Source organism: Pseudomonas sp. PDM17 (genome assembly GCF_014851985.1).
Lineage (GTDB): Bacteria > Pseudomonadota > Gammaproteobacteria > Pseudomonadales > Pseudomonadaceae > Pseudomonas.
In genome coordinates, this window is record NZ_JACVAT010000013.1 from 1 (window position 1) to 13,208 (window position 13,208).

14 protein-coding genes are annotated in these 13,208 nt (G+C 66.8%); 6 read left to right on the plus strand and 8 right to left on the minus strand.

Annotation, left to right across the window (positions count from 1 at the left end; translation table 11 throughout):
- A partial coding sequence (locus tag IB256_RS30735; RefSeq protein WP_225602034.1) for a hypothetical protein occupies positions 1-131 on the plus strand: 131 nt, incomplete at its 5' end.
- 39 nt (positions 132-170) lie between these two features.
- On the opposite strand, the gene IB256_RS30005 is transcribed toward IB256_RS30735, so the two are convergent.
- Genes IB256_RS30005 through IB256_RS30020 form a run of 4 tightly spaced genes read right to left on the minus strand, consistent with a single transcriptional unit; the run spans position 171 to position 2,783 of the window.
- Entirely contained in the window at positions 171-1,490 is a 1,320-nt protein-coding gene (locus tag IB256_RS30005) for a sensor histidine kinase (RefSeq protein WP_192296346.1), read from the minus strand.
- A complete protein-coding gene (locus tag IB256_RS30010; RefSeq protein WP_081520498.1) occupies positions 1,487-2,161 on the minus strand; it encodes a response regulator transcription factor in 675 nt (224 codons plus the stop codon). The genes IB256_RS30005 and IB256_RS30010 overlap by 4 nt, the downstream gene beginning before the upstream one ends.
- Positions 2,161-2,475, minus strand: a complete 315-nt coding sequence (locus IB256_RS30015; protein ID WP_192296345.1) for a PepSY domain-containing protein — start codon at positions 2,473-2,475, stop codon at positions 2,161-2,163. The genes IB256_RS30010 and IB256_RS30015 overlap by 1 nt, the downstream gene beginning before the upstream one ends.
- Positions 2,475-2,783, minus strand: coding sequence for a PepSY domain-containing protein (locus IB256_RS30020; RefSeq protein WP_138214296.1), 309 nt, complete (start codon positions 2,781-2,783; stop codon positions 2,475-2,477). The genes IB256_RS30015 and IB256_RS30020 overlap by 1 nt, the downstream gene beginning before the upstream one ends.
- A gap of 147 nt (positions 2,784-2,930) precedes the next feature.
- On the opposite strand from IB256_RS30020, the gene IB256_RS30025 reads away from it, so the two are divergent.
- Both IB256_RS30025 and IB256_RS30030 read left to right on the plus strand, forming a co-directional pair.
- The gene (locus IB256_RS30025) at positions 2,931-4,013 is read left to right on the plus strand and encodes a patatin-like phospholipase family protein (protein WP_192296344.1); all 1,083 of its coding nucleotides are present in this window, start codon (positions 2,931-2,933) and stop codon (positions 4,011-4,013) included.
- Between the two features lie 33 nt (positions 4,014-4,046).
- A complete protein-coding gene (locus IB256_RS30030) occupies positions 4,047-4,427 on the plus strand; it encodes a DUF5329 domain-containing protein (RefSeq protein ID WP_192404964.1) in 381 nt (126 codons plus the stop codon).
- 129 nt (positions 4,428-4,556) lie between these two features.
- Here the strand turns inward: IB256_RS30030 and IB256_RS30035 are convergent, their stop codons facing one another.
- The 3 genes from IB256_RS30035 to hmpA are packed head-to-tail and all read right to left on the minus strand — an operon-like array spanning position 4,557 to position 7,223.
- A complete protein-coding gene (locus IB256_RS30035) occupies positions 4,557-5,747 on the minus strand; it encodes an NnrS family protein (RefSeq protein ID WP_192404965.1) in 1,191 nt (396 codons plus the stop codon).
- Complete coding sequence (locus IB256_RS30040) at positions 5,734-5,991, minus strand: transmembrane sensor/regulator PpyR (protein ID WP_081520504.1); 258 nt, start codon at positions 5,989-5,991, stop codon at positions 5,734-5,736. Before IB256_RS30040 ends, IB256_RS30035 begins: the two co-directional genes overlap by 14 nt.
- A 50-nt stretch (positions 5,992-6,041) precedes the next feature.
- Positions 6,042-7,223, minus strand: a complete 1,182-nt coding sequence (gene hmpA, locus IB256_RS30045; RefSeq protein ID WP_192296341.1) for an NO-inducible flavohemoprotein — start codon at positions 7,221-7,223, stop codon at positions 6,042-6,044.
- A 173-nt stretch (positions 7,224-7,396) separates the two neighbouring features.
- Between hmpA and norR the strand changes: the two genes are divergently transcribed.
- Together norR and queD are read left to right on the plus strand one after the other, a co-directional pair.
- Positions 7,397-8,956, plus strand: coding sequence for a nitric oxide reductase transcriptional regulator NorR (gene norR, locus IB256_RS30050; RefSeq protein WP_192296340.1), 1,560 nt, complete (start codon positions 7,397-7,399; stop codon positions 8,954-8,956).
- 107 nt (positions 8,957-9,063) lie between these two features.
- Complete coding sequence (queD, locus tag IB256_RS30055; protein ID WP_017516521.1) at positions 9,064-9,420, plus strand: 6-carboxytetrahydropterin synthase QueD; 357 nt, start codon at positions 9,064-9,066, stop codon at positions 9,418-9,420.
- A gap of 64 nt (positions 9,421-9,484) precedes the next feature.
- Here queD and IB256_RS30060 read toward each other — a convergent pair whose 3' ends face one another.
- A complete protein-coding gene (locus IB256_RS30060) occupies positions 9,485-11,845 on the minus strand; it encodes a DNA polymerase II (RefSeq protein ID WP_192404966.1) in 2,361 nt (786 codons plus the stop codon).
- Between the two features lie 151 nt (positions 11,846-11,996).
- Here IB256_RS30060 and IB256_RS30065 point away from each other — a divergent pair, with 151 nt between their 5' ends.
- A complete protein-coding gene (locus tag IB256_RS30065; RefSeq protein ID WP_192404967.1) occupies positions 11,997-13,148 on the plus strand; it encodes a murein transglycosylase A in 1,152 nt (383 codons plus the stop codon).
- The last annotated feature ends 60 nt before the right edge of the window (positions 13,149-13,208 follow it).

Below are 13,208 nucleotides of genomic sequence, written 5' to 3' on the forward strand. Positions count from 1 at the left end.
GCAATGTGGCCGGCATCCGCGACGTCACCGAATCGCTGTCCAGCCAGGCGCAGGAATCGGCGCAGGTCAGCCAGTCACTGAACAAGCTGGCGAACCACCAGCAGGGGTTGATGGATCAGTTCCGCGTCTGAGCCGCAGCAGGATCGGTCGCCGGCAAGGCCGGCGCCAGATCAGGCCGTGCGGCGCGGCAGCTCCACCACCACCCGCAACCCGCCCAGCTCGCTGCTTTCCAGCGACAGGCCACCGCCACAGGCCGCCGCGATATCCCGTGCGATGCCCAGGCCCAGGCCGTGCCCAGCCACCTGCTCATCCAGCCGCGTGCCACGCTCCAGCACGCTGTCACGCTGGTCCTCGGCAATGCCGGGGCCATCGTCATCCACGCTCAACCGGTAGGCATCGGCGCCCTTCTCAACCGTCAGGCGCACCTGGGCATCGGCCCATTTGCAGGCGTTATCCAACAGGTTGCCGAGCATCTCCAGCAGGTCCTCCCGGTCGTACGGCAGGCGCGTCGCGGGCGGCGCCTGCCAGTCGATGGCGAGGTGGTCGCCATGGATGAGCTTGAGCATGTCGCACAGGCTCGGCAGCTCCGCATCGCAGTCGAAGTGGGCGCCGGGCAATGCTTCACCCACCAGCCGCGCACGTCCAAGCTCGCGGGCCAGACGCTGCTCGATCTGCTCCAGCTGTTCCTGCAGCACGCGCCGTAGCTCGGGGTGCTCGCGCAGCTCCTCGCGGTCGGCCAGGCTGATCAGTACGGCCAGCGGCGTCTTCAGCGCATGACCGAGATTGCCCAGCGCATTGCGCGAGCGGCGCAAGGTGTCCTCGGTGTGCTGCAACAGATGGTTGGTCTGCTCCACCAGCGGCTCCAGCTCGCGCGGCACCTGGCGGTCCAGCTGGCTGCGCTGACCCTCCTGCAACTGCGCGATCTGCTGGCGCACGCGCTCCAGCGGGCGCAGCGCGCGGCGCACCGCGAAGTTCTGGAACACCAGGATCAGCAGCAGCGCCAGCGCGCCGGCCCCCAGGCCGATATTGCGCAGGCGGTTGAAGCTCTTGAGGACGGGTGTGTAATCCTGCGCGACGACAATGTTGAGCTTCTTGCCGTAACGCTTGTAGTCACCGCGGAAGACCAGCAGGCGCTGACCCTCCGGGCCTTTTTCCAGCTTGCTGGCCAGGCCCTTGTGCGACGGCAGCTTCAGCTCGTTGTCCCACAACGAGCGTGAACGCCAGGTCTGGTCATCGAAGCGGATCACGAAATAGCGCCCGGAGAACAGCCGCTCATAGGTGGCGTCGACCCGCTGGCCGTCCAGCTGCAGCCCGGCCGGGCCACGGGTGATGCCCACCAGCAGGCTTTCCGCCTCGTCCTGCAGGCCGTTCACCAGGTAACGGCGCAAGCCCTGGTCGAACAGCCAGAGCCCCGCCTGGGCCAACGCCAGGCCGACCACCACCAGTACCACGCCAAGCCCGAGTCCGAGCCGGCGCTGGATCGACATCAACGGCCGACTCCGTTGCCGGTGAAGCGGTAGCCCTGGCCACGGCGGGTTTCGATGATCTCGCGGCCGAGCTTGCGGCGCAGGTGGTTGATATGCACCTCGATGACGTTGGAATCGCGCTCGGTCTCGCCGTCGTACAGGTGCTCGGCCAGGTGCGATTTCGACAGCAGCTGGCCGGGGTGCAGCATGAAATAGCGCAACAGACGGAACTCGGCGGACGTCAGGTCGACCTCCTTGCCACCCTGCTGCACGCACTGGCGCGACTCGTCGAGGCTCAGGCCGGCGACTTCCAGCTGGCTCTGGTTGGCCAACCCACGGGCACGGCGCAACAGCGCCTGGATACGCAGCAGCAGCTCCTCGGGATGGAACGGCTTGGTCAGGTAGTCGTCCGCACCGGCCTTCAGGCCATCGATGCGCTCAGCCCAGGAGCCGCGTGCGGTGAGGATCAGCACCGGTATCGAAAGCCCCATGCCGCGCCATTCCTGCAGCACTTCCAAGCCGGGACGGCCCGGCAGGCCGAGGTCGAGGATCACCAAGTCGTACGGTTCGCTGGCTCCCTGTACGGCGGCGTCGCGGCCGTCGGCCAGCCAGTCCACCGCGTAGCCCTGGCGGGTCAGGGTCGCCAGCAGCTCATCGGCCAGGGGTACGTGGTCTTCCACCAGCAGCAGGCGCATCAGTCGTCTTCCTTATCCTTGAGGATGCGGCCGTCGCGGGCATCCAGTTCCAGTTCGCGCACCACGCCTTCGGTGGTCAGCAGTTCCACCTCGTAGATGTAGGTGTCGTGCTCCTTCTCCAGCTCGGCTTCGAGCAAGCGCGAGCCGGGGTAGCGGCTCAGCGCGGCGGGGAGGATTGCCTCGAAGGGGCGGATCACCCCTTCCTTGCTCAGGCGCAGGGCTTCGTCCTGGCTCAGGTCATGGGCCTGCGCGACGCCAGCAATGGCGGCAAGCGCCAGGCCAAGCAGCGCCACGCGCGGCAGAACGGTCTTCATCAGTCATCCTGGTGATCGGTGAGGACTTCGCCGGTAACCGCATCCAGCTCGACATCCCACTTCACGCCCTGGGCGTCCTTGAGGTCGACCTTGTAGAGATAGCGGCCATGTTCCAGCTCGAGCTCGCTATCGTACACCGAACCGCCGGCATGCTTGGCCAGCGCGGTGCGGTTGAGCTCCTCGAAGTTGCGGATGGTGCCGGCATCGCGCAGGCGCAGTGCCTCGTCCGGGCCGATGTCGTGTGCCGTGGCAACGCCTGCGCCCAGCAGCAGGGCGGAGAGCGCGGTCAGGATCAGCAGCCATTTCATGAGCGTACCTCGTCAGAATCTTCTTACTTCCAGACTAAGGCGAAGGACTTAACTCAAGCTGAATCGGCAAGGAACATTCACCTGGTGAAGTATCCTTGCTCCGTGCGTACAGGCTCTATAATCGCGGCCTGCCAAAGCGAGGCCCGCATGACCGCCATCCAGATCAAGACCCCCGCCCTCACCCTCAAGGCCGGAAGCCGCGCGCTCCAGCGCATCCGCGAACAGGGGCTGGCCCCCGCCGATGTAGGCATCCTCCCCGGCGCCGCCGGTGGCCCGAAGGCGCTGGGCATTCAGGGCCTGGACCTCGCCCTGTTCGGTGAATGGCTGCCGCGCGCGCCGCGCGAGCGCTCGCTGATCGGCGCCTCCATCGGTTCCTGGCGCTTCGCCAGCGCCTGCCTGCCCGACCCGGCCGCGGGCATCCGCCGCCTCGGCGAGCTCTACACCCAGCAACGTTTCGCCCGCAACGCGAGCGTCAGCGACGTCTCGAAAAGCTGCGCGAAGATGCTCGACGATCTGCTCGATGGCCACGACGCCAGCGTGCTGGACAACCCCTGGTACCGTCTCAACGTGGTAGTGGTGAAGAGCCACGGTCGCCTCGCGCAGGACGGCAAGGCCAACCTCGGCCTGGGCCTGGGCGCGGTGATCCGCGACAACCTCGTCGGGCGCCGCCACCTGCACCGGCACTTCGAGCGTCTGATCATCCACGACGCCCGCCGCGCACCGCCGCTGGAGGCGCTGTCGGACTTCCCCTCGCGCTACCTGCACCTGGACCTGGCCAACCTGCGCCATGCCCTGCTCGCCTCCGGCTCCATTCCCATGGTCATGGAAGGCGTGCGCGACATCCCCGGCGCCGGCCCCGGCACCTACCGCGACGGCGGGCTGCTGGACTACCACCTGGACCTGCCCTACCAGCCCGAGGGCGTGGTGCTCTACCCGCACTTCACCGACAAGGTCATCCCAGGCTGGTTCGACAAGGGCCTGCCCTGGCGCCGTGGCGACGCCGGCCGCCTGCAGGACGTGCTGCTGCTGGCGCCGTCGAAGGAATACCTGGCACTCCTGCCGCACAACAAGCTGCCGGACCGCAAGGACTTCCACCGCTACCTGGGCGACGACGCGGGCCGCGAGCGCTACTGGCGCAAGGCAATGGATGAAAGCCGGCGGATGGGTGACGAGTTCCTTGAACTGGTAGACAGCGGGCGCCTCGGCGAACGGCTGCAGCCGCTGACATAATCAGCGGCTTCACGCCTACAGCAAGGAATCGCCATGCCGCACTCTCGAAAGCTTCGCTCGCTTCTGGGCGCTCTCCTGCTCATCAGCATGGGCGCGCAGGCCGCAGCCGATGCCAAGGCGCAGCAGGAAATCACCCAATTGCTGGACTTCGTCGAGCACAGCGGCTGCCAGTTCATCCGTAACGGCAGCGAGTACCCGGCCGCCGAGGCGCGCGCGCACCTGCAGAAGAAGTTGGACTACCTGGAAAACAAGGGCATGGTGAGCAACGCGGAAGACTTCATCGAGCGCGCCGCGACCAAGAGCAGCATGAGCGGCCAGCGCTATCAGGCGGATTGCCCGGCGGGCAAGCAGGACTCCAGCGCCTGGCTGAATGACGAGCTCAAGCGGCTGCGTCAGGCACCGCAAGGAAACTGAGCTCATCCGCGATGGTGCGGCGCACCGACAAGGTCGCGGGCATTGCCCGCTCCTACAGGTGGGCGATTCTGTAGGAGCGGGCCAAGCCCGCGAACCGCCGCCTAAGACGGCGTTACCACAACACTCCGATCAGCCCGGCTGCCCATCCAGCCGCGGCTTCCAGAACATCGGACCGTAGTGCCAGGCGAACATCAGGAACGCCACCACCCAGCACGCTGCCGCGATGCTCAGGCCCTCCAGCGGCCACCACATCACCAGCAGCACCCGCGCGACGACACCCAGGTTGAGCAGCGCGAAGGCCCAGGACATCACCTTCGGCGGTTGCAGCGGGCGACCGGTGTGGCCAAGGCTCACCCGCGCGACCATCGCCAGGATCAGCCCGCCAACGCCACCCACGGTGAGCGCGTGAATTGCCAGGCTCACGTTGAAGCTCGGCGAGAAGTTCCACAGCGCCATACCTGCCGGGGCCAGCAGCATCCACAGATAGGCCAGGTGCAGAGACCAGAGCAGCGGCACGCCCCAGTAGCCCTTGTCGTACCAGCGCCACAGGCGAACCAGGTGCCCCACCGCCAACGCGGCGAACAGCAGGCCTACCAGCGGGTGCGGCGTCAGGCCGATACCGACTGCGCTCAGCACCGCCACCAGCAGGGTGCCGCCCAGCAGCGAATTGTCCAGCCAGCTCCAGGCCGGCACCTGGGCGGTGCGGCCCAGCCCGCGCTGGGTGAAGAAGGGAATCACGCGGCCGCCGATCAGGCCCATCAGCGCCGCCACCAGCCATAGCGCACCCAGTGCGCCACCGCGCTGCCAGGCATCGTTGCCGGTCCAGACGCCGGCCATCACCAGCGCGTCGGCGAGTGTCAGCAGGCTCAGCACCGCGATGATCGGGTAGTTACGCTTCTGCCGGACCTGCCACAGGCTGCGGCCAATGAAGAAGGCCAGCGCCGGCATGAACGCCAGCTCGAGCACGGTGACCAGCCACAGCGGCGCACCCACGAGCCAGCCCACCCGCGCCGCGAGCCAGACCAGCGACAACACCATCAGCGGTTTGCCACTGACGCCGGGGCGGCCGGTCCAGGTCTGCACCGCGGTCAGCAGGAAGCCGGCGATGATCGCCGCCGCGAAGCCGAAGAGCATTTCATGACGGTGCCAGGCCAGCCAGCCGCCCAGCGGTTGCCAGGTCGGCAGCACACCGAGCAGCACCGCCGCCCAGGCCGCGATGGCGATCAGCGCGAACACCGCGCCACCGAGGAAGAACGGGCGGAAACCCAGGCGCCACAGGGGCGGTATGGTCAACAGCGTTTTTCGATCAACCAGTAACACAGCAAGCCTCCCAGCCTTCCTTGCGCATCTGATGTTGGGCTACCAGCCGCAGCACATAGCCCAGCTTCAATAGTGTCGGGCCGAGGATGGTGAAGGCATGCGCTGCGACAATGCTTTGCAGGTTCAGATGGCCATCGACGAAATAGGCTCCCACGATTCCCAACAGCAGTAATACGAGCCCGCCGGTCAGCAGTGACCAGGACATCGACAGATTGCGTTGCGGGCAGGCGAACAGACTTTCCATCACACACCTCCTCGGGATGCGCCGGCCCGCCATCGGGCCGGCGCTCAGGTTCAGGCCTCCAGCGCGCTGGCCGGGCCGAAGAACTCGTAGTGGGACTGTTGCTCGGGCACGCCGATATCACGCAGGTGACGCTTCACCTGAGCCATGAACGGCTTGGGACCGAGGAAGTAGGCGTCCAGGTTGCGGTCTTCCGGCAGCCAGTCCGCCAGCAGCTCGCGGCTGAGGAAGCCTTCGACGTGGGACGCATCCTGCGCGCGCGGCTCGCTGTAGCAGAAGTAATGCTTGAGCTGCGGATGCGCGTCGGATTGCGCCTCGACCCATTCGCGGAACGCATGCACGCCACCGTGGCGGGCGCAGTGGATGAAGTGCACTTCACGACCGGATTCCAGCGCCGGCTTGAGCATCGCCAGCGCCGGGGTGATGCCCACGCCGGCGGTGATCAGGGCCAGCGGCTTGTCTCCACCGCGCAGGACGAAATCGCCCGCCGGCGGGAACAGGTCCAGCTCGTCGCCCACGTTCAGGCGATCGTGCAGGTAGTTGGACGCCTTGCCTTCGGGTTCACGCTTCACGCTGATGCGGTACTCACGGCCGTTGGGCGCGTCGGACAGCGAGTAGGTGCGACGCACTTCCTCGCCATCGATCTCCAGGGAAAGGCCGATGTACTGGCCGGGCTGGAAGTCCAGCAGCGGCTCGCCATCCAGCGCCTGGAAGTAGAAGGAGGTGATTTCCTCGCTCTCGGCTTCCTTGCGGGCAATGCGGAAGCGCCGCGCGCCACGCCAGCCGCCATGTTGCTCGGCGTTCTGCTGGTACACCGACTCTTCGGCGCCGATCAGGATGTCGGCCAGCTGGCCGTAGGCGGCGGCCCAGGCGTCGATCACTGCCTGGGTGGCGATCTCCTCGCCCAGTACTTCGCGGATCGCCCGCAGCAGGCAGCTGCCAACGATCGGGTAATGTTCCGGCTGGATCTGCAGGGCAACGTGCTTGTTGACGATCTTCGCCACCAGCGGGCCGAGCTGCTCCAGCTCATCGATGTGGCGGGCGTACATCAGCACGCCGTTTGCCAGCGCACGGGGCTGGTCGCCGGAAGCCTGGTGCGCCTGGTTGAACAGCGGACGAACTTCCGGGTACTCGCTGAGCATCATCTTGTAGAAGTGCTGGGTCAGGGTCTCTCCGCCGGTCTCCAGCAGCGGGACGGTGGCCTTGACCAGGGTACGGTGTTCGTTGGACAGCATGTGGATCTCCTCGGGTTGGCCAGGCAATGAGTGGGGGGGCGCCTGAGCTTTCTGCCTGAGGTATTTCAGGAAGCGTGCCAATCCCGCAGGCCTCTGTTTCCGGGACTTTCGCCTGGAAATGAGTCATAATGACCACGCAAATACCAGGTCAAAACGACTCCAAAGAGGTCAATATGACTCGCAACCCTCTTCTGGCCACCCTCCTTCCGCTGGTAGCCGACCTGTCCCGCGAGCTGCCGGAAAGCGAACGCTATCGCCGCCTGCTGGAAGCCCTGCGCGGTCTGCTGCCGTGCGATGCCACCGCCCTGCTGCGCCTGGAAGGCGATCAACTGGTACCGCTGGCGGTCGATGGCCTTAGCCAGGACACCCTTGGTCGCCGCTTCAAGATCAGCGAGCATCCGCGCCTGCGCGCCCTCATCGAGCACCCCGGCCCGACCCATTTCGCCGCCGACTGCGGCCTGCCGGACCCCTACGACGGGCTGGTGGAGGGCCTGCACGGACACCTGGAAGTCCACGACTGTCTCGGCTGTCCGCTGCTGGTGGACGAGCAGCCCTGGGGCCTGCTGACCCTGGACGCGCTGGACCCCGAGCGCTTCTCCACTGGCGACCTGGACAACCTGGAAGCCTTCGCCAGCCTCGCCTCCGCCACGGTGAAGGCCAACCAGCGCATGACCGACCTGGCCCAGCGCGCCGAGCACGAGCAGCAGCGCGCCGACGCCTACCAGCGCGCCTCCGGCGACCAGCCCAGGGAGCTGATCGGCCAGAGCAAGTCGCACCAGGCGCTGATGAATGAAATCCAGGTGGTGGCCGGCAGCGACCTGAGCGTGCTGATCACCGGCGAAACCGGCGTCGGCAAGGAACTGGTCGCGCAATCGATCCATGCCAATTCGCTGCGCCGCACCCAGCCGCTGATCAGCCTGAACTGCGCGGCGCTGCCGGAAACCCTGGTGGAAAGCGAACTCTTCGGCCACGTCCGGGGCGCCTTTTCCGGCGCAGTGGGCGAGCGTCGCGGCAAATTCGAACTGGCCGACGGCGGCACCCTGTTCCTCGACGAAGTGGGCGAGCTGCCGCTGACGATCCAGGCCAAGCTGCTGCGCGTGTTGCAGAGCGGCCAGTTGCAGCGCCTGGGCTCGGACCGCGAGCATCATGTGGACGTGCGCCTGATCGCCGCCACCAACCGTGACCTCGCCGAGGAGGTCCGCGCCGGCCGTTTCCGCGCCGACCTCTACCACCGTCTGAGCGTCTATCCGCTACGCGTTCCGCCCCTGCGCGAGCGCGGCAACGACGTGTTGCTGCTGGCCGGCTACTTCCTCGAACAGAACCGCCCGCGCCTGGGCCTGCGCAGCCTGCGCCTGACCCGCGAAGCCCAGGCCGCGCTGGTCGATTACGCCTGGCCGGGCAACGTGCGCGAGCTGGAGCACCTGATCGGCCGCGCCTCGCTCAAGGCCCTGGCGAACCACTCGCAGCGCTCGCGCATCCTCAGCCTGGGTGTCGACGACCTCACTCTGAACGCCCTGCACAAAGGCGCGCCCGATGCCGGCGCGAGCAAAGGCGACAACGCCATCGGCGAGGAGCTGGCGGGCGAGCTTCGCCCGGCAGTGGACGCCCTCCAGCGCCGGATGATCAGCCAGAGCCTGGAGCGCCACGAAGGCAACTGGGCAGCCGTGGCCCGCGAGATGGGGCTGGACCGCGCCAACCTCAATCGCCTGGCGAAACGCCTGGCGATCAAGTGAGCCGCTGGCCGGATCGGCCGGTCCAGTGGGTACGATAGTGATAGACTGTGCGCCCATTTTCCGGCCGGCCCGTTCCAGGGCCGGCGATCGTCACAGAGCACGCTACTTTGGAATTGTTCAAGGAATTCACCTTCGAGTCCGCCCACCGCCTGCCCCATGTTCCCGCCGGGCACCAGTGCGGACGTCTGCATGGCCACTCCTTCCGGGCCGCCATCTACATCGAGGGCGAGGTCGATCCGCATACCGGCTGGATTCGCGATTTCGCCGAAATCAAACAGATCTTCAAGCCGATCTACGACCAACTCGACCACAACTACCTGAACGACATCCCCGGCCTGGAAAACCCCACCAGCGAGAACCTCTGCCGCTGGATCTGGCAACAGCTCAAGCCGCTGCTGCCGGAGCTGTCCAAGGTACGCGTGCACGAGACCTGCACCAGCGGTTGCGAATACCGCGGCGACTGATGCGCCCCATGCCATGAAAAAGGGCCGGCCATTGCCGGCCTTTTTCATTTCGGCGCGCCAGGCCTCAGAACAACCCCATCTGCCGGTCGACCAGTGCACTGAAGTCATCGTCCACGAAGGGCAGGATGGCGTCGGCGATGGGCTGCAGCTGCCGGCTGACGTAGTGGTCGTAATCGATCGGCGAGGCGAGCGTTTCCAGCGGTTCCGGACCGTTGACCGTGATCACGTAGCTGATCCAGCCACCGCGCTGGTACTGGCGCGGGCGGCCCTGGCGCTCGTTGTAGTCGTCGGCGATGCGCGCGGCGCGCACGTGCGGCGGCACGTTGCGTTCGTAATCGCCGAGCTGGCGGCGCAGGCGCTTGCGGAAGATCAACAGATCGTCCTGTTCGCCGGCCAGTGTGCGGTTCACGTAGTCGCGGACGTAGTCCCGGTATGGCTGGCGCTGGAAGATACGCAGGTACAGCTCCTGCTGGAACTGCTGGGCCAGTGGTGACCAATCGGTACGCACGGTTTCCAGGCCCTTGAAGACCATCTCGTCGCTGCCGTCATCACGTCGCACCAGGCCCGCGTAGCGCTTCTTGCTACCCTCTTCGGCGCCACGGATGGTCGGCATCAGGAAGCGCCGGAAGTGCCGTTCGAACTGGATTTCCAGTGCGCTCTCCAGCCCGTACTCTTCGCGCAGGTGTTCGCCCCACCACTGGTTGACGTGGCTCACCAGCGCGTGGCCGATCTCGGCGGCGGCTTCCTCGTCGTGGGCGCGACCCAGCCAGACGAAGGTGGAGTCGGTGTCGCCATAGATCACCCGGTGCCCCTGCCCTTCGATCAGCTCGCGGGTGCGCCGCATGATCTCGTGGCCGCGCAGGGTGATGGACGAGGCCAGGCGCGGGTCGAAGAAACGGCAGCCGCTGGAGCCAAGCACGCCGTAGAAGGCGTTCATGATGATTTTCAATGCCTGGGACAGCGGCGCATTGCCGTCGCGCTTGGCGGCGTCGCGACCCTGCCAGACGCGCTCGACAATGGCCGGCAGGCAGTGCTGCGTGCGCGAGAAACGCCCGCCACGGAAGCCGGGAATCGACGCCTCGTCCGAAGGGTCGCTCAGGCCCTCCACCAACCCCACAGGGTCGATCAGGAAGGTACGGATGATCGACGGGTACAGGCTCTTGTAGTCCAGCACCAGCACCGACTCGTAGAGCCCCGGGCGCGAATCCATGACGAAGCCGCCGGGGCTGGCTTCCGGTGCCTTGCCACCGAGGTTCGGCGCCACGTAGCCCAGTCGGTGCATCGGCGGCAGGTACAGGTGAGTGAAGGCCGCCACTGAGCCGCCGCTGCGGTCCGCCGGCAGCCCGGTGACGCTGGCGCGTTCGAGCAGGAAGTCGAGGATGCGGGTCTTATCGAAGATGCGCGTGACCAGTTCGCAGTCCTTGAGGTTGTATTTCGCCAGGGCCGGCTTGTCCTCGGCGAAGCGGCGGTCGATCTCGGCCATGCGGTCGTAGGGGTTGTCGATGGACTTGCCCTCGCCCAGCAACTGCTGCGAGACGCTCTCCAGGCTGAACGACGGGAAGCTCCAGAACGCTGAGCGCAGCGCCTCGATGCCGTCGATGATCAGCCGCCCCGCCGCCGCGGCGAAGTAGTGGTTGCTAGAGGCGTGCTGCCGCCAGCCCATCTCGTCGCCACCGCGCCCCAGGCGCAGGGGAATATCCAGGCGCTTGGCGTGTTCCTGCAGCACGCGCAGGTCGAACTGCACCAGGTTCCAGCCGATGATTGCATCGGGGTCGTGCTCCGCCAGCCACTGGTTCAGGCGCTCCAGCAACTGCGCGCGGCTGTCGCAGTACTCCAGCTCGAAATCGCGCTCGCCATCGACACCATTGGCGGGGCCAAGCATGTACACCTGGCGCTGACCACAGCCTTCCAAGGCGATGGAATAGAGGTCGCCACGGATGTTGGTTTCAATGTCCAGCGAGGCCAGTTTCAGCTTCGGTCGGTACTCCGGCGCCGGTCGCAGTTGCGCGGCGACGGTGCTGCCGCCCTCGCCCGGCTCGCCGCTGAAGGTGACCGGGGCGGTGATGAAGCGCTCCATCAGGTAGCGCTCGGGTGGGCGGATGTCCGCCTCGAATACCTCGACGCCAGCCTCGCGCAGGCGCTTTTCCAGGTTCATCAGCTGGCGATGCTGCTGGCAGTAGAGGCCCAGCACCGGGCGTTGCTGGAAGTCGCGCAAGCCCAACGGGCGCAGTTCGGCGCCGCGCTCGCCGGCCAGCAGCTTCTCGGCTCGGGCGCGCTGTTCGGCCGGCACGAAGGCTACCGATGTCTGCGGCGGCAGCAGCACATGCCGGGGCCCGTCATCGGTGGCCAGCCAGAAACCCACCTCGGTGCCTTCGGGTGTATCCCGCCAATGTCGGGTCAGGACGAAACCCTGCCTTGCCTCCACGCTCTAACCACCCGTCAGTCGATTCATGCCGACATTCTACCGGTCCGCCTGAGGATTCGTTGCAAGGCATGTAAATCCGACCGATGCGTTTGACGCACGCCCCGCGTCTGCCCAAGCTAGCGGGCTTTCGTTTGCCTGCCAGGACTCGCCCGTGACCGATTCTTCCCGCCACTGGACCCGCCCTCTCCTCGCCACCCTGTGTTTTGCCACCCTGCTCTCCGGCTGCGGCCTGTTCGGCAAAAAGCCCGAAGAAGCCCAGGCGCCCACCTATTCCAAGGCCGACTGGTCGGACCTGCCGCAGACCGCCGACACCGACGTGCTGCAAGGTTTCAGCGCTTGGCGCTCGGCCTGCGCGGTGCGCCTGAAGAAGGATGACATCTGGGCCGCGACCTGCGCCGACGCCGCCAGCGTACCGGCCTCCGCCCCGGCGATCCGCCAGTTCATGCAGACGCACCTGCAGCCCTACCAGCTTCGTTCCGGTGAAGGCAGCAAGAATGGCCTGATCACCGGCTACTACGAGCCCGTCTACCGCGGCAGCCAGCAGCGCGACGCCAAGCACACCGTACCGGTCTACGGCGTACCGAAGGACCTGATCACCGTGGCGCTGGACAGCGTCTACCCGGAACTCAAGGGCAAGCGCCTGCGCGGCAAACTCGAAGGCAACACCCTGGTGCCCTACGCCGACGCCGCCGGCATCCGCCGCGATGGCGTCAATGCTCCCGTGCTCGCCTGGCTACCCGACCCGATGGACCTGCAGTTCCTGCAGATCCAGGGCTCCGGCCGCGTGGAGCTCGCCTCCGGCCGCCAGCTGCGCCTGGGTTACGCCGAGCAGAATGGCCGGCCGTACAAGCCGGTGGGCCGCTGGCTGGTGGAACAGGGGGAGCTGAGCAAGGAAGAGGTCAGCATGGCGCGCATCCGCGACTGGGCGCGCGCGCACCCGCAGCGTGTCGACGAGCTGCTGGCGAGCAATCCCAGCTACGTGTTCTTCAGCCAGCGCCCGGACAGTAACGAAGGCCCGCGCGGCTCGCTGAACGTTCCGCTGACGCCCGGCTACAGCGTGGCCATCGACCGCAAGGTGATCCCGCTGGGCAGCCTGATGTGGCTTTCCACCACTCGCCCGGACGGCGCGCCAGTCGTGCGCCCGGTAGCTGCCCAGGACACCGGTGGCGCCATCGTCGGCGAAGTGCGCGCGGACCTGTTCTGGGGCACTGGCGACGCGGCCGGCGAGCTGGCCGGGCACATGAAACAGGACGGCCAGCTGTGGCTGCTGTGGCCGAAGGACAAGGCGCTGCCGGGCGTCTGACCTGCGCGTAGGAAAGTAGAGGTAATTCCTACTCGTACTACAGAGCTCCCTGAATCACCG

Excerpts from the sequence above, each read along its gene's own strand:
- IB256_RS30010 (WP_081520498.1), bottom strand. The coding sequence starts at position 2,161 with ATGCGCCTGCTGCTGGTGGAAGACCACGTACCCCTGGCCGATGAGCTG.
- IB256_RS30015 (WP_192296345.1), bottom strand. The coding sequence starts at position 2,475 with ATGAAGACCGTTCTGCCGCGCGTGGCGCTGCTTGGCCTGGCGCTTGCC.
- IB256_RS30020 (WP_138214296.1), bottom strand. The coding sequence starts at position 2,783 with ATGAAATGGCTGCTGATCCTGACCGCGCTCTCCGCCCTGCTGCTGGGC.
- IB256_RS30025 (WP_192296344.1), top strand. The coding sequence starts at position 2,931 with ATGACCGCCATCCAGATCAAGACCCCCGCCCTCACCCTCAAGGCCGGA.
- IB256_RS30030 (WP_192404964.1), top strand. The coding sequence starts at position 4,047 with ATGCCGCACTCTCGAAAGCTTCGCTCGCTTCTGGGCGCTCTCCTGCTC.
- IB256_RS30040 (WP_081520504.1), bottom strand. The coding sequence starts at position 5,991 with ATGGAAAGTCTGTTCGCCTGCCCGCAACGCAATCTGTCGATGTCCTGG.
- hmpA (WP_192296341.1), bottom strand. The coding sequence starts at position 7,223 with ATGCTGTCCAACGAACACCGTACCCTGGTCAAGGCCACCGTCCCGCTG.
- norR (WP_192296340.1), top strand. The coding sequence starts at position 7,397 with ATGACTCGCAACCCTCTTCTGGCCACCCTCCTTCCGCTGGTAGCCGAC.